The 19,975-nt window shown below is 49.1% G+C and carries 22 protein-coding genes; 18 read left to right on the top strand and 4 right to left on the bottom strand.

Features of this window, described 5'->3' with window-relative positions; genetic code table 11:
- Positions 1 to 119 precede the first annotated feature (119 nt).
- The 3 genes from WN56_RS13765 to WN56_RS13755 are packed head-to-tail and all read right to left on the bottom strand — an operon-like array spanning position 120 to position 3,319.
- Positions 120 to 1,613 carry a methyl-accepting chemotaxis protein gene (locus WN56_RS13765; RefSeq protein WP_046075553.1) on the bottom strand — a complete coding sequence of 498 codons (1,494 nt, stop codon included), beginning with the start codon at positions 1,611 to 1,613 and terminating at the stop codon, positions 120 to 122.
- 30 nt (positions 1,614 to 1,643) lie between these two features.
- Entirely contained in the window at positions 1,644 to 2,549 is a 906-nt protein-coding gene (locus WN56_RS13760) for a transporter substrate-binding domain-containing protein (RefSeq protein WP_197075764.1), read from the bottom strand.
- Positions 2,546 to 3,319: a hypothetical protein gene (locus WN56_RS13755; RefSeq protein ID WP_231637455.1), complete on the bottom strand. Its 774-nt coding sequence runs from the start codon at positions 3,317 to 3,319 to the stop codon at positions 2,546 to 2,548. The genes WN56_RS13760 and WN56_RS13755 overlap by 4 nt, the downstream gene beginning before the upstream one ends.
- Positions 3,320 to 3,602: 283 nt before the next feature.
- Here WN56_RS13755 and WN56_RS13750 point away from each other — a divergent pair, with 283 nt between their 5' ends.
- The 7 genes from WN56_RS13750 (at position 3,603) to WN56_RS13715 (ending at position 9,779) form a co-directional block, all read left to right on the top strand.
- Positions 3,603 to 3,815 carry an HP1 family phage holin gene (locus tag WN56_RS13750; protein WP_052708097.1) on the top strand — a complete coding sequence of 71 codons (213 nt, stop codon included), beginning with the start codon at positions 3,603 to 3,605 and terminating at the stop codon, positions 3,813 to 3,815.
- Between the two features lie 10 nt (positions 3,816 to 3,825).
- Positions 3,826 to 4,395 carry a lysozyme gene (locus tag WN56_RS13745; protein WP_046075551.1) on the top strand — a complete coding sequence of 190 codons (570 nt, stop codon included), beginning with the start codon at positions 3,826 to 3,828 and terminating at the stop codon, positions 4,393 to 4,395.
- Positions 4,379 to 4,726: a DUF2570 domain-containing protein gene (locus tag WN56_RS13740; RefSeq protein ID WP_046075550.1), complete on the top strand. Its 348-nt coding sequence runs from the start codon at positions 4,379 to 4,381 to the stop codon at positions 4,724 to 4,726. The genes WN56_RS13745 and WN56_RS13740 overlap by 17 nt, the downstream gene beginning before the upstream one ends.
- Before the next feature lie 291 nt (positions 4,727 to 5,017).
- Complete coding sequence (locus WN56_RS13730; RefSeq protein ID WP_197075785.1) at positions 5,018 to 5,170, top strand: hypothetical protein; 153 nt, start codon at positions 5,018 to 5,020, stop codon at positions 5,168 to 5,170.
- Between the two features lie 6 nt (positions 5,171 to 5,176).
- Entirely contained in the window at positions 5,177 to 6,031 is an 855-nt protein-coding gene (locus tag WN56_RS13725) for a hypothetical protein (RefSeq protein ID WP_046075547.1), read from the top strand.
- On the top strand, positions 6,028 to 7,695 hold the full coding sequence (locus WN56_RS13720; protein WP_046075546.1) for a terminase: 1,668 nt from the start codon (positions 6,028 to 6,030) through the stop codon (positions 7,693 to 7,695). Before WN56_RS13725 ends, WN56_RS13720 begins: the two co-directional genes overlap by 4 nt.
- Positions 7,692 to 9,779, top strand: a complete 2,088-nt coding sequence (locus WN56_RS13715) for a hypothetical protein (RefSeq protein ID WP_046075545.1) — start codon at positions 7,692 to 7,694, stop codon at positions 9,777 to 9,779. Before WN56_RS13720 ends, WN56_RS13715 begins: the two co-directional genes overlap by 4 nt.
- On the opposite strand, the gene WN56_RS13710 is transcribed toward WN56_RS13715, so the two are convergent.
- On the bottom strand, positions 9,768 to 10,484 hold the full coding sequence (locus WN56_RS13710) for a hypothetical protein (protein WP_046075544.1): 717 nt from the start codon (positions 10,482 to 10,484) through the stop codon (positions 9,768 to 9,770). The genes WN56_RS13715 and WN56_RS13710 overlap by 12 nt on opposite strands.
- Before the next feature lie 426 nt (positions 10,485 to 10,910).
- Here WN56_RS13710 and WN56_RS13705 point away from each other — a divergent pair, with 426 nt between their 5' ends.
- The 11 genes from WN56_RS13705 (at position 10,911) to WN56_RS13655 (ending at position 19,946) form a co-directional block, all read left to right on the top strand.
- The gene (locus WN56_RS13705; protein WP_046075543.1) at positions 10,911 to 11,891 is read left to right on the top strand and encodes a hypothetical protein; all 981 of its coding nucleotides are present in this window, start codon (positions 10,911 to 10,913) and stop codon (positions 11,889 to 11,891) included.
- 69 nt (positions 11,892 to 11,960) lie between these two features.
- Positions 11,961 to 13,178 carry a N4-gp56 family major capsid protein gene (locus tag WN56_RS13700; RefSeq protein ID WP_046075542.1) on the top strand — a complete coding sequence of 406 codons (1,218 nt, stop codon included), beginning with the start codon at positions 11,961 to 11,963 and terminating at the stop codon, positions 13,176 to 13,178.
- Positions 13,179 to 13,237: 59 nt separating this feature from the next.
- Positions 13,238 to 13,618 (top strand): hypothetical protein, encoded by a 381-nt coding sequence (locus tag WN56_RS13695; protein WP_046075541.1) that lies wholly within the window; start codon positions 13,238 to 13,240, stop codon positions 13,616 to 13,618.
- Between the two features lie 60 nt (positions 13,619 to 13,678).
- Complete coding sequence (locus WN56_RS13690; RefSeq protein ID WP_046075540.1) at positions 13,679 to 14,110, top strand: hypothetical protein; 432 nt, start codon at positions 13,679 to 13,681, stop codon at positions 14,108 to 14,110.
- The gene (locus WN56_RS13685; protein ID WP_046075539.1) at positions 14,110 to 14,694 is read left to right on the top strand and encodes a hypothetical protein; all 585 of its coding nucleotides are present in this window, start codon (positions 14,110 to 14,112) and stop codon (positions 14,692 to 14,694) included. Before WN56_RS13690 ends, WN56_RS13685 begins: the two co-directional genes overlap by 1 nt.
- A complete protein-coding gene (locus WN56_RS13680) occupies positions 14,694 to 15,314 on the top strand; it encodes a DUF6682 family protein (RefSeq protein WP_046075538.1) in 621 nt (206 codons plus the stop codon). The genes WN56_RS13685 and WN56_RS13680 overlap by 1 nt, the downstream gene beginning before the upstream one ends.
- A 9-nt stretch (positions 15,315 to 15,323) precedes the next feature.
- Positions 15,324 to 16,970, top strand: coding sequence for a hypothetical protein (locus tag WN56_RS13675; RefSeq protein WP_046075537.1), 1,647 nt, complete (start codon positions 15,324 to 15,326; stop codon positions 16,968 to 16,970).
- A gap of 541 nt (positions 16,971 to 17,511) precedes the next feature.
- Entirely contained in the window at positions 17,512 to 17,694 is a 183-nt protein-coding gene (locus tag WN56_RS13670) for a hypothetical protein (RefSeq protein WP_046075536.1), read from the top strand.
- Between the two features lie 8 nt (positions 17,695 to 17,702).
- Positions 17,703 to 18,473, top strand: a complete 771-nt coding sequence (locus WN56_RS13665; RefSeq protein WP_046075535.1) for a hypothetical protein — start codon at positions 17,703 to 17,705, stop codon at positions 18,471 to 18,473.
- On the top strand, positions 18,418 to 19,095 hold the full coding sequence (locus tag WN56_RS13660; RefSeq protein WP_046075534.1) for a glycosyltransferase family A protein: 678 nt from the start codon (positions 18,418 to 18,420) through the stop codon (positions 19,093 to 19,095). Before WN56_RS13665 ends, WN56_RS13660 begins: the two co-directional genes overlap by 56 nt.
- Positions 19,086 to 19,946, top strand: a complete 861-nt coding sequence (locus WN56_RS13655; RefSeq protein WP_046075533.1) for a glycosyltransferase — start codon at positions 19,086 to 19,088, stop codon at positions 19,944 to 19,946. The genes WN56_RS13660 and WN56_RS13655 overlap by 10 nt, the downstream gene beginning before the upstream one ends.
- Positions 19,947 to 19,975: the final 29 nt, after the last annotated feature.

Here is a 19,975-nt window from a genome sequence, read left to right as displayed (position 1 = left end):
ACCCGTAAATTATTTTACGTATAAATAGTTCCAGGTGTCAAGATAGGAGCTATGCCACATATGAGCTCAAAACTATCAAAACTTTTAGTTGTCCGGAATGTCCTACGCAGAAAGTATGCCTATTTCACTGTAAATTTACCTAAACCCTTTCTTATTTCTAAGCTCAAACTGTCTATTTCTTGGGTCGCTTTATCTATATATGATGCACTCTCAGCTGCTTCTTGAGTTGTCGAATTTATAATTTCTACTTTTTCGCTCATATCTGCCACTACCGAGTTTTGTTCTTCAGTGGCTGTAGCTATTTGAGTATTCATATCAGTGATCACTGTCACATGGCTAATAATATCAGAAAGTGCGTGTGATGTATTATTTGACGCTTCTAGCGCAGCAGAAAGCTTTTCGCTGGTTTTATCCATTTGTTCACTAGCTTCAAAAGATGAGCTTTGTAACTCATTAATAATTTGTTCTATTTCTTTTGTCGAGTCTTGAGTTCGCTGAGCTAACCCCCTGACTTCATCTGCAACAACAGCAAAACCTCTACCTTGCTCACCGGCTCTTGCTGCCTCTATCGCCGCATTCAACGCCAACAGATTTGTTTGCTCGGCTATTTCCTTTATGACATCTAATACCGTACTTATTTGGTCAATTTTTACTCTTAACTCTTTCACCCGACAAGATGTGGCTTCTATTTGTAACCCCAATTCTTTGACATTAGAAACTGCACTATCAACAACAAGGCTGCTTGAATTAGCCAACTCACTGCACTGAGATGTCTTTTCTGCCGTCCGAACAGCACTATCTGATACTTCGTTTGCCGTGCTGCTTGTCTCACTCAGCGCAGTTGCTATTTGCTCTACATCGTTTGATTGACTACGCATCGACATTGAATTTTTATTAGTGATGCTCTTTATTTCCACAGTGTACTTCATTAATGAATCGGAAGATTTTGAAATTCTTTCTATTAGAGATTGCAAGTTATCAACGAAAACATCAAAGCTTTTAGCTAAACGTCCAATTTCATCTTCAGAACCTATATTAAGGCGTTTAGTCAAATCCCCCCCGCCTTGCGCTATCTCATGTAAAGCATCGGCAACTTTTTCAACCGGCTTTACTACAAATTTTGATAAAACATACCAATTTGTCATTAATAAAAAAACCAAGGCTGTTACTCCCAAAAAGAGTAATGCCACTGAAAGGGCTTGTAGTAAAGAGTCATTAGCATCTAGTCGGTAGTTCACATTCAAACTACCAACCCTTTTATTCTCACCCCAGAAAATATCGACTCTTTTGTTTTCGATTAACCTATCAGGCAACTCGCTCTGCTTGCTTGACTTAGCCAGCAATTTTCCGCGATGATCAGAAACTTTAATATCTTGTATATGTGGGTATGAGACATAAGAATCGATGATATTTTCGATCAGGCTTCTATCATATGAGAAAACCGGTTCTTTTAGAACAATGCCTAATGTTTTTGTTGTCTCTTTTACTTGTTCAGTCAAAGATTGGTCTAGGTAGTCTCTAGCTAAGTAATATGTTTTAAGACAAACCGCTGTCATAACAAAAATCATAACCGTTGATACAAGAGCCATAGACTTATACTTGATTGATTTCATATCCCCTCCTAGGTGTTTAATTAATGGTTGTTATAATTCAGAAATATCAAGCCAAAACTCCTTCCTGTCAAACGGAGTTTTATCATGCAAGTGAGGATTATCAAGCCTAAAGATCACTCTGTCTTTTAATCTCGATTTTTCCAATGCGTCTTTTATCATTGGATGATTAAAGAAAAGCTTATCAAAGCTCCCATCTTTTATTGCTATTTCAAGTCCAGAATAAATATCATCGTGTAAGTCTTGGTTGCTTTTATTGACAAAAAAGTAAAGCGGAAAAGGGTATATAATAAGAACATTGTTATCGATTGCGAGATCTAATTCAGGTCGAGAATCAACTTCAACCCAAGGTTCATGAATAGCCCTGGGGAAGTAATCAAACCGACCTCCCTCCAACATATAGAATAAATTTTCGTACTTGATAGTTGAAATGACAGGTATGCCTGCAGATTTTAAAACTTTAGTGTCCCCCCAAAACCTCCCTTGTCCTGCAGTAAATGATTTTAATTCGTTCATTGTCTTAATAGAAGAGAACCTTTCCTTGTCCTCGTTACGTATTATAAATATGCGATGTCCCAGTAAACCTTTAAGAATCGGAATTCTTATTGGTAACATTTTCATTTCTTTTTCTGGTGATGCACCTGCCCAGATAATGTCAATATTCCTAGATATAACCTCCTCAATTAAACGTGCTTCATTAAATGATTCATTAGACGGTGAGAAAGTCACATCTGGGCGGGTTTTTTTTAGAGCGAGGCTAAGAATATCAAATGCCAATTTTTCTTTGCTTCCATCTATATTGCGAATTTTAATATCCTGAGAGTACGCTGGTAGGCTTAGTGCAATAAAAAAAACCAAAAAAAATGTATTAAAAACTTTAATGTAAAAATCGATGTTGATTTTACTATTAGTCATATCTTGATTAATCGGAAAATTCATACTCTAACCTCTGCGAAACTGATTTTATATTCATAGAACGATTGGGGAGCTGACTCCACCCTAATCAGCAACCTATGTATCAACAGCGCTGAACTTTTCCTCAGAATTATGCGTTTAGCCTCAGCGGTGAGGTTTACCACTTCCCGGTTTCGGACCTCAGTAGACCACTGAAAGTGATTCAGCCCTAAGTATTCCGGCACCAAGTCCCAGATTTCGAATCCGAGTAGTTGTGCATACCTCACCATTATGGCGGTAGGCATATCACGGGTGCCTAGAATGCGATTGTCATGAGGAAATTCGCGCTGCAAGGCTTCAGCCACAATGGCTGCTGAGTTGGTATAGTTTAAAATCCAGGAATCCGGGGCGAAGTGACGGATGTCCTTTACTAGGGTGAGCATGTCATCTATCGAGAGTAGCCCATACGCCATGCCGCCCGTTTCTTGCTCCACGCAACTGTAAAACAATGGTACCTGCTCATCATGCTTCCGCGTGGCGAGGTCACCAGAGGGGAGCTGGATAAAGAAAAAACCTGCATCTGAGAATGCCGTTTCTTTATCCGTGGTATAAACAAACTCTTCGATCTCAGGATAAGCCTCGCGCAGCAAGCTCTCCGTCGCTTTGGCATTCGAGGCTTGTCTTTGTTCATCAATATCATAAAAGGTGATTTTGCTGAGCGAAAATACCTCTTTTCCAGCAACCAAGCTATTGGTCACCCCCAGTGTATAGGTGCTTCCAGCCCCAACGGCAGTGAGCTTTTGAGGTCTCATCATCGTTCCCTGTCAATGTGTATTGTTAATGTATTTTTTTAGTGGGACAACAGGAATACAAAAGTGATCAGATATTGATCTATGACGCAGTGGAAAACCATTTATGTGCTTAAAATGCAATTTTGATCACAGTTTTTTATGGAGGGGTATATGCCAAAGGGAGCCGACTGAGGCTAGCGACGCAAATATTGAACAATGACAGGCTCTGCGGTATTGTGAACCCATAATGCCAAAGCCTCGACCTTAACCCGGTCGGGGCTTTTTTTATGCCTGATCGGGACAGATTATGAACGACCTATTCGACAAAGTGACAGGGTACCTCACCTACTTTTTTAGTGCTCTTGGTATGGTAATCGGTGGCCTATCGCTAGAGCAGTGGTACTTCCTCTCATCCATCATTATTGGCTTAGCCATGTTTATTAGTAACCAGTGGCACAAGCGCGAAATGCGTAAGATTGCCCGTGAGAAAGGCATCATCCTCGAGCGAGACAGAGACTAAAGGTTAACTTATGCGTTTCAATAAGCCCACGAAAGCACTGCTTGTGGGGGCTGTCGCGTTGACCGGAGGGTTCGAGGGATACCGGCAAGTCGCTTACCAAGATAGCGGCGGAGTATGGACAGCTTGCTACGGTGAAACTCTTGGCATTGAGCAAGGCGACCACTTCACAAAAGCCGAATGCGATAAGATGTTTGGCCAGTCACTCCAAAAGCACAACACCCCACTCGAAGACATTCCTCAGCAGCTCCCCGCGAACGTCCACCTGGCCTCACTCGATATGGCATACAACATTGGTACCGGCGCATTTCAACGCTCAACGTTGTATCAGTACCTGCTAGCTGGCCAATATCCAGAAGCATGCATGGAAATGCCGCGGTGGCGCTTTGTCACTATCGACGGTAAGCCAAGAGACTGCCGTATAGCCAAATGGAATTGCCGCGGCATCGTCACGCGAAGAGAGATTGTGTCGCAGCTGTGCCTGGGGCAGCTCTCTATCAATGATGCTCTGGCTAGGTTGGGACAGCTTCCACTCGACAAAGAAATCATCGAACGGATTAAAGCGAATGCTGATACCGAGTAAGACAACGCTGATCACCTCTGTAGCTGCCGTGGCGGTCGTGGGGTTTCTATGGCTGCGCATAGACACGCTATCTGCGCGCAATGACACACTAGCTGCCGAACTGCGCAATGCAAAAGCCACAAGCCAAGCTCGGCAGAACATCATCACGCAATACAGCTCAGAGCGCGAGTACATGACAACGCTACTCACCAAGCGCCAACAGAAATCCAATCAAGCACAGGAGAAGCTACGCAATGACATTAAAGCGATGGAAGCGGCCATGGCTGATAAAAGCTGTCTGTCTCAGCCTTGGCCTTATGCTGTCACTAAGCGGCTGCACGAGCCGTACTGAAACCGTCGTTGATACTCAATACATCTTACCGCCAGCCGGCCTAATTGTTCCTTGCCACAAGCCACAGCTCACAGGCAACACGCCTGCCGAAACCGCAAAAGAAATCCCTTATCTGAAGTCAGCCTTGAGTCAGTGCGCAGCTCAGGCTGATGAATACCTAGAGTGGCGAAAGCAACGCGAGGATGGGCACTGACTAACTAATAACGAGTAATGCGCATAACAGGGCGCTCTTACGGGAGAGAGCGTCCGATTATGTTCATCACACATCACATGCTGATTAAGCGAGAAGCCATGAATACAGGAGTCATTGTGTTGGTAATTGGCTGGAACGGTAAATCAGCACACGTTGAGCTATCAAACGGCAGCACTATCAGCATCAAAGCCTCGCATCGTCCCAAGTTAGGTGACTGGGTCGTAGAGGGTGAGTTAAGTACGGAGTTATAAGTAGTAATGGCAACGCAGGATTGGAAAGCGTTACAAGCTCAATTCGAGCATGACCATGCTAAATACGGCACTGGCGCTAAAGAGTGGTGTGAAGCAAAAGGGCTTAATTACTCGAGTGCTAGACGTTATATCAAAGTGCGCAAAACTGCGCAGAAAAAGACTGCGCACTCTCAAACTGCGCAGCCAGTGCGCAAATCAACTGCGCAAAAGAAAACGCGCAAAAATGTTTCTAAAGACAAATCCAATAAACCATCCGCCCCCGCAAAAACGCCCGAAAAACCGCACATGGCTGAGTCTGAGCGTGATGAGAGCGGACGGTTTAAGCCTGGGCATTCTGTTTCAGCTGGCAACGCTGGTAATACAAACGTGCCGGTGAATGCGTTTGAGGAAGGCAATCAGGTAGCACGAAAAGGCGGCATCTATGCGCGGTACTTCCCCGAGCAAAAGCAGCACATGTTCGATTTGTCGCAGATAGCGACGCTCAATGATGAGCTGATGCTGACCAGGGCGCGGTTGCAGAGTGGCATTGAGTACCTTGGAAAAATCCACACCGACATGGAGAACGCGAGCTCGCTTGATGAGCGCATTGCGCTGTATGAGTCGTTTACTCGAGTAAATACACAGCTCGATACACTAACAGGTCGCATCGAATCGATGACGCGCACGCTCAGCAGCCTCGGCATTGACTCAGTGAACAAAGACAAGATTGTTGCTGACACAAACAGACTGAGAAGCGCGACGCGCAAACTCACGCTTGAAGCGGATCGCATGGCCAAAGAGGGACAAGCAGACGATACGCCGATTAGTCAGATGCTGGATGACCTGCAAGGTGATGGTACTGGCGGGTTGATGTCGAAATGACTGATGTAGCCGAAGAGCAAGAGCTCGATGAAATCCAGCGTCTACTGAGTGACAAGTGGTGGCGGATGGACAACCTCTACAAAGTGGAGAATGAGCGCGGCGAGCTGGTCACATTTAAACTGCGTCCCGCTCAGCGTTTGCTATTTGAGCTCATGCACTGGCTCAATATCATCCTAAAAGCCCGTCAGCTTGGTTTCTCGACGGCGATTGATATCTATTTGCTAGACGAAGCGCTTTTCAATAAGAACATGAAATGCGGGATTATCGCGCAGGATCAACAGGCAGCGGGCGAAATTTTCCGTACCAAGATAGAGATCCCGTTCGACAACTTGCCGAGTTGGCTCAAATCTCGTCTTAAAGTGAAAAGCCGTCGCTCAGGTGCCCATGGTGGTTACATTCTCTTTGAGCACGGCTCGAGTCTGCAAGTCGCTACATCGTTCCGCTCGGGTACAGTCCAGCGTTTGCACGTTTCAGAATACGGCAAGGTGTGCGCCAAGTACCCGCAGAAAGCTAAGGAAGTGCGCACTGGTACGCTCAACGCAATCCATGAGGGCTGCGTGGCATTCATTGAGTCCACAGCAGAAGGCGTTGGCGGCGATTTCTATGGCATGACCATGCGCTCGATGGAAATGGACAAGTCTGGGCAAGCGCTAAGCAATCTCGATTGGAAATTTCACTTCTTTGCATGGTGGCAAGATCCCAAGTATCGCAGTCCTGTTCCTGCCAGTGGCGTGACGATGAGTAAAGCCCAGCGCGAATACTTTGAAGCGATTGAGGAAGTGATGGGCTGCACAATCGATGACGAGCAGCGGCAGTGGTACGTGCTCAAAGAGGCCGAGCAGGGCGCGGAAATGAAGCAAGAGTTTCCTAGTACGCCAATTGAAGCGTTTCTTGTGTCTGGCCGTCGTGTGTTTGATGCGCAAGATGTGATGCGCGCTGAGTCTCGATGCAAAGCGCCACTGATTGTCTATGACATGGACCCGGTTACCGGCGAACGTCATAAAGTGAGTAAGCCAGAGCGACTAGACGAACAAGGGCAGCGCAGCTTGGCGAATATGACGCTAGTTTGGGAGCTGCCAGACGAGGACGAAGAATATGCAATAGGCGTCGATATCGCTGAAGGCTTAGAGCATGGTGACCGCTCTAGCATCGACGTTGTTAAGCAATCCAATGGTGAGCAGGTATTGCATTGGTTTGGACATATCGACGTGGAATTTCTCGCAGAGCTCACTGCGCACATCGGGCGTTGGTACAACCAAGCCTACGTTGGTCCCGAGCGTAACAATCATGGCCACGCCTTTATCCTTAAGCTCAAAGACATTTACCCCGGATCGCGCATTTACGCAGAGCAGTACATCGACCGCGAAGATGAAGACGAAACCGTCAAGCTCGGTTGGCTCACTACGCGGCACAGCAAGCCGATACTCACCGAAGGCATCAAAGTGCTACTCAAAAATGGGCAATCAGGCATGCGCTGGATTGGCACCGTCAGCGAAGCGCATACGTTCGTCTACGACAAGCGGGGCAGCATGAACGCACAGGAAGGCTGCTTCGATGATCAGCTTATGAGTTACATGATTGCGCAAGAAATGCGAGTGCGCATGCCGAAGCGCGTGAAGAAGCAAGAAACGCAGCGTGAACACAGACACTGGATGACGCGATGAAACTGAATAAGAGCTCAATTGATACTGAAACGCTAATGAGCATCATGGCTGACATTGACGGCCAGCCGAATTGGCGAAGCAATGCGAACAAGGCGTGTGCCTACTACGACGGTGATCAGCTCCATCCCAAAATTGTTGAAGTGCTGCGTGAGCGTGGACAGCCGGAGACCATGCACAACTTAATCGCGCCAACGGTAGACGGCGTGTTGGGGATGGAAGCCAAAACTCGCACTGACCTGTTGGTGATGGCAGATGACCCCGATGATGAGACCGAGCAGCTTGCCGAAGCTATCAATGCGCAGTTTGCCGATGTGTGTCGCCTTGGTCGGTTAGATAAAGCACGCTCGGATGCGTATGCCGGCCAAATCAAATGTGGTATCGGATTCGTCGAAGTCTATCGCAACCCCAATGCGTTTGGGCCGCGATACAAAATCAAGAATGTGCCGCGGGATGAAGTTCACTGGGATTGGCTATCCGTCGAGCCTGACTGGTCAGATTGTCGCTGGGTGATGCGTGAACGCTGGATTGATGCCGATGAACTCAAGTCATTGGTGCCGAATAAAGCGGAAGTCATCGACCATGCCGTCAACGAGTGGAAGGGCTTTGTTGACGTAGACAACATCGAAGGCCACGAGGCCGGGCTAGTGTCAGCATGGGAAGAATACCAGAGCTGGAGTCGCCGCGAAGCAGAATACCTGAGCTCTGACCGCAAGCGCCTAAAACTACAAATCGTCTATTTCCGCAAGATTGAGCGCAAGCCGATAATTCGCCTGAGCAACGGTCGCGTGATTGAGTACGACAAGAACAACACCATGCATGCCACCGCAGTAGGCATGGGTAAAGTGCAGGTCGAGATGACGCAGGTATCACGCATTATCGAAACGTGGTTTGCTGGACCCCACAAACTGGGCGAGCGTGATTGTGACGCGCCGAACGGCATGTTTCCGATTGTACCGTTTTTCGGTTACCGGAAAGACTCGACCAACGAGCCCTATGGCTTGATTGCGCGTGCCATACCGGCACAAGACGAGGTTAATTTCCGTCGTATTAAGCTGACATGGTTACTGCAAGCGAAGCGCATTATTGCTGACAATGACGCCACGAACCTAAGCCGCGATCAGCTGATTGAGGAAGTAGAGCGGCCGGACGGTTATATCCCGCTCAACCCTGACCGTCGCAACAAGAAGACAATCAGTGAAGCGTTAAAGGTAGAGCAAGACTTCAACATCGCGAACCAGCAGTTCCAAGTGATGCAAGAGTCAATGAAGTTGATCCAGGATACGATGGGCATTTATTCCGCGTTTCTTGGTCAAGAGGGTGGAGCTGATTCTGGTGTGGCCATTGCTAACCTGGTGGAGCAGGGCGCAACCACGTTGGCGGAGATTAACGATAACTACCGATATGGGTGTCAGCTCGTTGGTGAATTGCTCTTGGGCTACCTCATTGAGGACATGAAGAAGCAGCGCAACAAGAAAGTCACGCTGCACAAAGAAGATAAGCACAAGCGCAAAAACATCGTGATTAACCAGGAGACCGAAGCGGGTGGATTAACAAACGACGTGACGCGGTTACGTGCTCACATCACCCTGGCGCCAATCCAGCAAACCACCGCATACAAATCGCAGCTGGCTGATCGCATGATGCAGCTTACCGCGCAGCTACCACCGCAAGTGCAAGCGGCAGTGATTGATCTTGTTGCTGAGCTATCTGATATCCCGAATAAGTCGGAGTTCATGGAGCGGGTGCGTAATGCGATGCAAGTTCCCAAAGACCCAGAGGACATGACAGAAGAAGAGCAAGAGGCTTATCAGCAGCAACAAGCCGAGCAGCAGCAACAGAAAGAGCTGGCCATGCGCGAGATGGCCGCCAAAGTTGCTAAGCTTGAAAGTGAGGTCGAGAAAGTCAGAGCCGGCGCGAGTAAGGATGAAGCCGACGCGGATAGCAAACGCTACTCAAACGCGAAAACACAAGCAGAGACCGGCAAAATCATCAAAGAGATGGAGCGGCTAGCGCAAGAAATGAATCAAGCCAAAGCGGAGTATGAGTCGCTGCTTAGCCAGCAGATCGAGTCGCTAGCTATCTAGATATGTTTTCGGCTTTGGGTGTACTTCATTGTATATATCAGGTGCATATATGCGGCGATTGGCATGGTTTATGACGAAACCACAACCACGTAAAACACCAATCCAAAATAAAGAAGGATAAACAATATACATGATTAACAGCTTTGCATTATCCGATGAGAAAAGACCAGCACTTAGGTCTACGTCAGTCGCCAGACCCATGATAGTTGGGGTGCTTTCAGTTGATACAAGAAGACTACATACAGAAACTAATAAAAAAGCAAAACTGTATTTTTCCATTCTGAGCGCTTCGTGATTTTCAGCGGTTTGTTCTAAGGCCATTTTATATGCAACTTCATTGTTGTTTTTTAAGGCATACTGAGACAGGGATATAGGATACAGGTAACTTCTTTTTTCTTCGCGATGGACTATCAGTTTATCGAAAAAGCTAGAAGCACCCGTCTCGATAGCAATAAACCTAATAAAGCTCATTAATGGCGGTATGACAAAGACCATAAATAGGCTGAAGCAACACAGAAAAACAAGGGCAGAGCCCTGCGTAACGGAGGAAGTGAGATAGTCCCAATTCACAGCGAGTATCGAAGTATTTTGGGTGTAAACTAGCACTGCGTCTAACATCAGCGTGAATGTCGATAACGCGACAAAATAACGCAACTCATTGGCTTTGCCCATTGCGGTTTCCATGTATTCTAGTGCTTTGCTCATATTGATACCTACTCCTACTTGTGAAGCCTCGCGTTGAGACTGTTGCCTATTAAAATCGGTTGCGATAGATTATCCCCATATTGCCAAAGCCTCACCTTAACCGGTGGGGCTTTTTCGTTAGTGGGTAAGCAAAGTTCGAGCTTGCTCCCAAAATGCCTTGTTTTTAGTGCTTCTGGGTTTATTGTGCATGGCAATCTAGTCTATTGTGCTCGTGCTGCAGCCCCCGCTGCGCACTTACTCCATAGAGCGACATTTAACTTCTTGTAATGCTTGCTCACCTATTCGCTCTGGCTATTCCAGAGCAGTCCCTATCTTTATATTTTTCGCCTCGGCACTTGCCGGGGCTTTTTTGTATGTGTCGCTAAGCGCTTTCACGAGAGTGCTTAACCGCACAGACAGCGACACGTCTACACACAGGAGAGGCAAATGTTTGAAGTAACCGGTAACGAAACAGTTGAAGAGCTAGAAGCGATGATGGAGCAGTTCGACGACGCTGAGCTAGCAGACGATGACAATAGCGCATCCGAGCAGCCAGCGGCGAAAGCTGAGCAATCAAGCACTGATAGCGAAACACCGTCAGATTCGGATAACGCCGATAACGCGGACTCGGCATCCGCAGCCGAAAGTGACAGTGCAGCAACTGAGGGCGACGACAAGCCAAAGGGCGTTGCGACCAAAGATGGCGAGCACGTTATTCCTTATGACGTTTTGGAGCGTGAGCGCACTGAAAAGCAACAACTCAAAGAGCAGCTTGAAGCGATGCAGAAAAAGCAAAGCGAATGGGAGCAATCTCAGCGCTTGCTGGAGGTGCGAAACAAGCAGCTTGAAAAACTTGGCGTCGAGCCCGACGACTTACCCGAGAACTTCAAAATATCAGAGCAGCAGCTCGATACACTAGCAGAAGATTATCCCGAGATTGGCCAAGCCATTCGCGGTCTATTTGCCAAAGTCGAAGCTGTGAGTCAGCAAACTCAAAGCGCACCAGAAACGAAGCCAGCCGAAAACGATCCGGCATCCGAGCGAGACGTCGTTGGGGAAGCCATTGCCAAACATCCCGACTTGGCAAAGTGGTCAAACGAACGCGGCGAACAGTGGCAAAAGGCGATTGAGTTTGATGACAAGCTGCGTGCTGATCCTGCATGGGCTGAGAAGTCCATTGATGAGCGATTTGCGGAGGTAGCCCGACTGACCAAGGCGCACTATGCGGATAGCGCAAAAGCCAAGGCAGACAAGGCAGAATCTGACGCAAGTAATTCGCTACCCCCATCACCGAGTGAAGCGGGCTCTACGAGCAGTCAAAGCGGCTCTATCATGGACAAGGTCGCCAACGCTGACGAAAGTGAGCTGTACGGCTTAATGTCTGGGATGACCGAAGACCAGATCGAAGAGCTTCTCTCTCAAGTTTAAATCCGTCGTGTAGACGGCATCGAGCACCCGCCCATCGAGGCGGGTGTTTTTGTTTGAGGGTTTTATAACATGACCACGATTACCAAAGCGCAAGCGAAACGCTTGCAGGAAGTCGCGCTATTTACCGCGGCAAACCGCAACCGAAGCATGACCAACATGCTCACCGACGCCGCGCCACAAAAGGCGCAAGGCGACAAGAAAGGCAATAAGCAGTCATCCCCCGGTGCGCCAATTGTCACCGTGAATGACTTGACCAAGACAGCGGGCGACACCGTGGACATGCAGATTGTTCACAAGCTGTCTAAACGCCCAACAATGGGTGACAAGCGCATTGCGGGCAACGGTGAAAGCCTCGACTTCACTGACTTTGAGCTGTCAATCAACCAGGGCCGTCACCAAGTCGATGCCGGCGGCAAGATGAGCCAGCAGCGTACTGGCCACAACTTGATGAGCACAGCGCGCACGCTGCTTGGCACCTACTTCAACGATGTGAAAGACCAGCTAGCCACCGTGCATATGGCGGGCGCACGCGGCGACTACATCCAAGATGACATCATCGTGCCGCTCGACAATCACGAAGACTTTGGTGACATGCTGGTTAACCCCGTCATGCCGCCAACTTACGATCGCCACTTCTTTGGTGGTGATGCAACCGGCTTTGAGCAGCTTGACCAGGCTGACGTGTTTGGCATGGAAACGGTGGGCAATATCTCATTGTTCATCGATGAGATGGCGCATCCGCTCCAGCCCATTCGTTTCAAAGACGACAAGCTGGCGGGTGATGAGCCTTTCTTTATCCTGAACGTCACGCCTCGCCAATGGCACGACTTTAAGCGCACATCCACATACAAGGACTGGCAGCAGCTGATGGCAAACGCGATGAAGCGCCGTGGCAGCTTCGATCACCAAGTGTTCCGCGGTGAATGTGTCATGCACGGCAATATCTTGGTGCGTCAGTACAAGGGTATGCCAATCCGCTTTAACCCTGGCTCAACCGTCGATGTGTCGAAAAACGACAACAAAGCGACGACCCAGCAAGTTGAAGCGGGCACCACCATCGATCGCGCCATGCTGATTGGTGCGCAAGCACTGGCTGATGCATGGGGTAAAACCAAAAACGGCAGCCAGTTCTCGATTCACACCGAGAAAACCGACGCGGGTAACCGTGATGAGGTCACAATCGGTTGGATGAACGGCCTGAAAAAAGTGCGCTTCGCGGACAAGACTGGTCGCCTCAATGACCACGGCGTGATCGCGCTCGATACCGCGGTGTCAACTGGCTACTAATCGGGATGCGGCCTAACGCCGCGCCCTTCTGCCTAATTCTTATCTAAGAGGTTTATCTCATGGCAACGATTAAAGCACCGAGCATGCACGACCGCATCTACGTTGGCGCGCATGGCAATGTATCAATGGCGCTGACCCAAGCGTCACTCAAAGCAGCCGCCATTGGCGATGTGGTGGAAATGGTGGAACTGCCGATTGGCTTGTCGCTCACCGGCTTCCGTGTTCATACCGATGGTCTTGGCGCGTCAGTCAAGATTGATATCAAGTCGGGTGATGATGTGCTTGCCGCTGATGTGGATGTATCAAGCAAGACCGACGAAGCCTTGGTTGTCCCGCCTACCTACAACGACGAAAAGCGTGTTTTGAAGGTGGAAATCAAAGGCGGTGAAGCGACGGGTACGCTGCAAGTCAATCCCGAGTACCGAGTGATCGGCTACTAAATCAAACCTGGGGCGCAATCGCGCCCCTTTTTGTTTTGTTTCAGATAAGCAGGTACACCAATGAAAATCGCAATTGCCTACGTAGGCCCCAAAGAGTTTAAGCGCGATACCATCACCGGCTCGCGCCAAGTATTCCCCCAAAACAAACCGATCGAAGTGTCAGAAGAAGTCGCCGCGGTATTGCTGCGTTTCGACAAAGTGTTTGTTGAAGCGGATCAGATTGACGATGTGCTCAAAGCGCGTGAAGAAAAAGAGCAAGCGCGCAAAGAAGCGGAAGCCAAAGCCGAAGAGGCACGCAAAAAGGCAGAGGCCGAAGCGTGCATGGTCGTCACCCTTGGCGGTGAAGAAATCGACTTGAACAAGCTGAATGGGGCGCAAGTGGCAACCTTGGTCGAGTCGCATGACTTAGATGTCGCTAAGGGGCCACAAGAAAAAGTAGACGCGTACAAAAAACGTGTTCGTGACGCCATCCGAGCGAGCGAGGGCGAGTAATGCGCACCGTCCCCGTTGACGACTTCCTTCCTACGCTACGCCAAATGGTTTCAACGCCACTCCCGATGCAGATGAAAGACGCGATCATAAAAAGTGCGATCCGCTTTTGTCGCAAGACGGGGGTGGTGTTTACCGAGCGGACGATTTACCAAGTCTACGCAGGGCAGACCATTAAGGCGGTATCTGGCAGTCGGGTCAATCGCAAGAGTGGCGGCAACCTAAAGGCATCGGATAAGAGTGAAGTCTCCATTGATGGTGTCGAGCTCGTTGCAGGGCAAGACTTTACCCACATTGAAATGGACGATATTTACTTTTTGCGTGACCTACGTAATGTCTCGATCCGTTGCGCCGTGGAGCCGGCACCCAATGCAAAAGAGCTGCCCGCAAAACTTCTGGATGATTGGGTATATGGTGTTTGTGCGGGGGCGGCATCATGGCTTTATGGCCAACCCAACTTGATGAATGGCGATCTGCACGGGTATTACGAGCGAGAGTTTATCGAGCAGACGCGTCACGCGGCGCGCTGGCGTTTAGAAACCCAACCCCAAACCACTCGCCCCACGCGTAAGCGGAGCTTCTTCTAATGATTCAAGTGTCAGACATTATCAACCGCGTCGCCAAAGAGCTTATCGATGACGGTTTCGTATATTGGTCGGCGGATGAGCACCTTAGCAACCTCAATGACGCTGTTAGCGCTATTTTGTTCGTGAAGCCGGAAGCGACACGGACTACCGTCGAAGTCGATGTGGTAACGGGACAAAGTCGGGTCAGCCTACCAGAAGATGCCTACACCATTCTCAGCGTTAACCAGGTCGATGGGATTGGCGTTCAGTACATTGCAATGTCTGAGCTTGACCGACTTTACCCAGATTGGCGCAATATGACAGACACGCCTTCCAACTGGACGAAGTATGACAACGAAGATACCAGCTTTTGGCTGTTCCCCGCGCCTGATGCTGACGCCAAGGCAGAGATCGACTACGCCAAGCAAGTTCGTGCGTCGTCAATAGACGACACCTTGTCTATTCAAGCAACCTACGAGCCGATGCTGTTTGATTACATGCTTTATCGTGCTTATTCGAAGAACGCGAATAGTGAGTCCAGCGTGTCTCGTGCCAATCTTCACCTGCGTTCGTTTGAATTGCTTTTAAAAGGCAAGTCAAACATTGACGTGCGTGCTCGCCAGCAGATAAAGCAGCAATAGGAACGGCGAATGATTAACGTAAAAGGCATATTGACGGATGCAGAGGGCGTGCCACTACCTCTGGCCATCATTGAGTTTTACTCAACACGCAACGCCGGGGAGAGCTTGAATGGGGCAGCAGCCGTTACCCGAACCGATGAGCATGGTGGTTATGACTTCACATTAAAATCGGGTGAGTACGAGGTGTACGCCCAAGTGGCGAAAAGCACTGACGTCTATTTTGTGGGCGAGTGTACTGTCACGCAGTCCATGACGGGTGCCTATGACCTTGAAGCGTTAATGTCGATGGCTGTTCCCTTGCTGCCAGAGTCGGTTACGCAGGCTATCGATGCCGCCGATACCGCAGTTGAAGCTCGCGGACAGATTCAGGTGTTGCATAGCAGTGTTGAGCAGTATGCAGGGAGCGCGAAAGTATATCGCGACGAGTCGGCCGCTCACGCAAATGCTGCCGCAATAAGCGCACAGGCTGGGTCAGAGAGTGAGTCTAAGGCCAAAGCTAGCGAAGAGGCCGCAGCGCTACACGAACAGGCAAGCGAAGATAATGCAATCGCATCAGGCAACGCCGCATCAGAAGCAAGCCAGAGTGAATTGATGGCAGCGTCACATGCAGAAAAGGCGCTAGAGCATAAAAACGCGGCAGGCGTCAGTGAAGGCAACGCCAAAAAGAGCGAGTTAGCAGCGAAGGCGAGCGAGCAAGGCGCTCTAGGTCATAAGAATGCGGCCAGTCTCAGCGAGAATAATGCCCAGAGTGAGGCAGCGGCATCAGCACAAAACGCCCTGGTAGCAACAGAGCAAGCAGGTATTGCAACAGAGCAGGCAGATCTTGCTGCGAGTCGGGCGAATGCGGCAGCAACGAGCGCAGATGACGCTAATAGTGCGGCAAAACGTGCAGAGTCGTCCGCAGCGGCGATGACAGGTGCGCTGCTAGAGATGGGGGCGGTTAATTTATCGAGTGGTGTCGCTCCCGCTCCTTATGAAGACGAAGAGGGCACCAAGCGTGCCTGCTTTTGGAAAGTTGTTGTCCCTGGTGTCATTGATGGCGTTGATTACGGGGTAGGTGACAGTATTGTCTATTCCGCCGAGCTAGACACGTATTACAAAATTGATAATACCGAGTCAGTTACCTCGGTTAATGGCAAGAAAGGCGTTGTGACTTTGTCTGCTGTGGATGTCGGGGCATTGCCAGCCGGCAGCAATGCGGTGAGTGCGAGCAAATGGGCCACACCTAGAGTCATTGCCGTCGATGGCGATGCGCAAGGCTCAGTAACCATTGATGGCAGTGCTAATGTCACTCTCTCCTTGTCTATCAGAGACGCCACACACGCCCACGCGATTTCAAACATCACCGGTCTTCGTGCCGAACTTGACGGCAAGTCAGAGACGGGGCATAGCCATACGGCCAGCGAGGTTGGCGCACGCCCTGATACGTGGGTGCCCAGCTTTAATCAAGTGACAGGTAAACCAGCCTCTTACCCAACAATCTGGAGCATGATTGGCAGTAAGCCGGAAACGGCCACGCGATGGCCCACGCTGACGGAAATAGGCGCGTTGGGCAAAACAGAGGTGGCCGACTCTGTTAAGCCAGCGACTGCCACAAAGTGCGGCGGCGTAAAAATTGAATTTGACGGCACCACTCTAAACATCGTAACGGGGTAGGTTGTGGCGGATACGCGGAACCTTAGCTTAAACGGAGTAACCGTTGGTAACGTCACTTTTAATGGCCAACAAGTCCAGGTGTTACAAATTGATGGCGTGCCAGTGTGGGAAAATGACGTAACCACGCGCTACACCACGAGCCAAAACACCGAGTACATGACGGACAAACTGACGTCGAAAATAACGGCTTGGGGAACCAGTAAGACAACAAGCAAATCAACTGACTTTACCACCAGTTATGGCACCTCGTATGGCACATCCTGGAGCACATCTAGGAGCACATCGAGGCAAACGGGTCGCCGCACGTACTATACGGCGGGCGGTAGCCGACCAATATCAACCAGTCGCTGGACATCTTACTGGACGGGCTGGAATACCGTGTGGGCGACGTCTCGAAGCACATCGCGAGGCACTAGCCATGTCACGCAAAGAGCGACGAGTTACGTGACATCTACAGAAGACTCCCGAAGCACCGAATTTACCACAAGCAAATCCACGCTCAAGAGTACATCTTGGGAAACAAGCAGAGTGACGAATCAATATGGCAACGGATAAAGAAAAAATAGCTGAGCTTGAAAAGAAGGTCGATCGGCTTTACGAGTTGGTGGAGAGTGTGGCCCTTAATGTAGTTGAGCATACGACAAACATCGATCGGCAAATTAACGACAAGCTAAAGAGCTTGACGCGTCGAGGTCGGACTACCAATCATCAATCTACACGCTAGCTTCTCGCATGATGAATAATGCGTTCAATCTGATCGACTCGGCATCAGGGCTGTTAGATAGAACAGGCGTGGTAGGGAGCAACTATCCCTCTGGCTTTCAGAAAGCTGTCGATTACTTTCAAGCACGCAATGGTGGCCGAAAAAGCCAGTACGATTTGTCATATGAAGGTAGTAGGGATGAGTTTGTACACACGCCAATCTTTAACGAGATGTTGTATATCAGCACCACGTCAAACGATTTCAATACCCACCTAATTGAGTCTATCGCGAATAAAACGCGACACGTTGAGTTGTGCTTAAAGCCCAAGTATCTCCAGCTTGACTATCCAGGCAGTGTTGGTGAAGTGATCATTATGCCTGGCTCTAACCTGATGCAAGAAATCGACCCAACGGTTTTAAAGGTGCTCGCCAAGCGGGGAGCAAAGTGCAAGCTACACCCCATCACGTGCCGGCTCGATATATCGCTGTGTAAAGAGCGGATTGAGATCATAGAGGGGCATTTTTCTGGCGTTGACGTTGTGAGTAAGTCAACCCGTGTTCATGCCGCCGATAGCAGTGAGCTGGGGCTTATTGCCAAGTATCTCGGCAAAGAAGTCACTCGGCTGTATTTGCGTCGCCCTGGTACGTATTGCGCGCTTTACGACAACATTGACCAGATGGATACCTGGTTAAATTCTGCTAAGTCCGGCGTGATCAGAATGGATCACTACAAAGAAGATATTGATGAATACCTCGAGCATTACTGGCGTCATCACGACGATAACGTATCGCTATATTAAAAAGCAGCTTGAGTGCGTCCTGCCCCAATTAAACAACGTCATTGTTTGCTGTGATAACCCTGACCTCGATTTATCGTCACTGACACGCGATCCGCGAATAACACTCATAAATACCGGAGGGGTAGGTCAATCAAAAGCCAGGTTGGAGGGCGTTAGGCGTGTCAAAACTGAGTATGTCCATGTGATGGATGATGACGACTTTCTTTGTCGTAATTTCTATCCCAGCAATATTGCGCGGGCGGATGTGTGGTTTACCCAGAATATTGCATTGCTGCGCGGTTGGGGTTTGGAGACAAAGGACTTTGATATTACGCAGGTCAATGTGAGCTGCCACATTGTGCGCACATCAATCATGCTTGAGTGCTTGGAGGTGTGCCAGGACTTTACCAACCAGGCAGAGGATCACGTTTACTACGACTACTTTGGCAAGTTTGACGTCAGGGAGTTCGATGGCTCGCTCCTGCGCCTGCTGATAAAAGAGCGGCACCTGAAAACACTCAATGAGCCTTTATTGGATGCGTTAAAGCGCATCATCAGTGAGCCCTGCCGGTGCACTAATCCGAGGTATCGGCGCATCCTCATGAAGTACAGAAAAGTTAATAAGAGGATTGTATGTATATAGTGCAGTGTGTGAACAAAGAGTACTTAGATCCTTACTATGTATCTCGGCAAAGTCAGATAGAGGCGGGCGTTCCCTATGAGCACTTGCTGTTTAGTTACGATGACTTGCCTGTCGATCACATCAAAATTGAAGAGCCTGCTTGGCAAAATGTCACCGAGTTTTCTGATGTTGAGATGAAAGGGATGGTGCTGAGGCTGGCGGCGTTTGACTGGTTGAAAGCAAACGGGTTTGACCGCGTGCTTTACATTGACTGTGACACAATCATTCAAGGCGATCTTTCCGAGCTTGAACACGTCAATATCAAGGGTAACTGGCTCGCGGCGGCTTCGGAAAACCACTGCAAGTATTACGATAAAAGCATTTATAAGCACCGATACCCCCAAGAAGAGCAGCGACGATTCGAGCTTAACCCCGAATACTTCAATAGCGGCGTTCTACTCCTAGACTTGCAAAAATGCCCCGTTCAGAGCTTTGTTGACGGCTTTGGCCTAGAGCTGGATCGCTATCTATTGCCCGATCAAGACTACCTCAACTCTTTAGCTATCCCTTATGCGCGAATGCCGAGGACGTATAACTGTGTGCCTGAAATGCGCGTTGCTGATTTGCTCGAAACGCAGCACCTTGTGGATCTTCATCGCGAGTTGCTGGGCGCGGATATTATCCACTTCGCCGCAAGGATAAAGCCATACACGGAAAACAAGCTGGATTACTACGGTTTACAGATCCCGTATGAGCGATATTACGAGTATGCACAACGCACCGAGGGAGTAAGCCAAGGGTTCCTGGACATCATCAAGGGAAACGTAGATCTGTTCAAAAGCACCATCAATTGTATAAGGCCCTTTCTATGAATCGACCATTATGCACCGCACCATTTACG

The sequence above is a fragment of the Salinivibrio sp. KP-1 genome (genome assembly GCF_000968645.1).
Lineage (GTDB): Bacteria > Pseudomonadota > Gammaproteobacteria > Enterobacterales > Vibrionaceae > Salinivibrio > Salinivibrio siamensis.
Note: the sequence above shows the minus strand (reverse complement) of the source record. Positions and strands in the feature narration are given on the sequence as shown.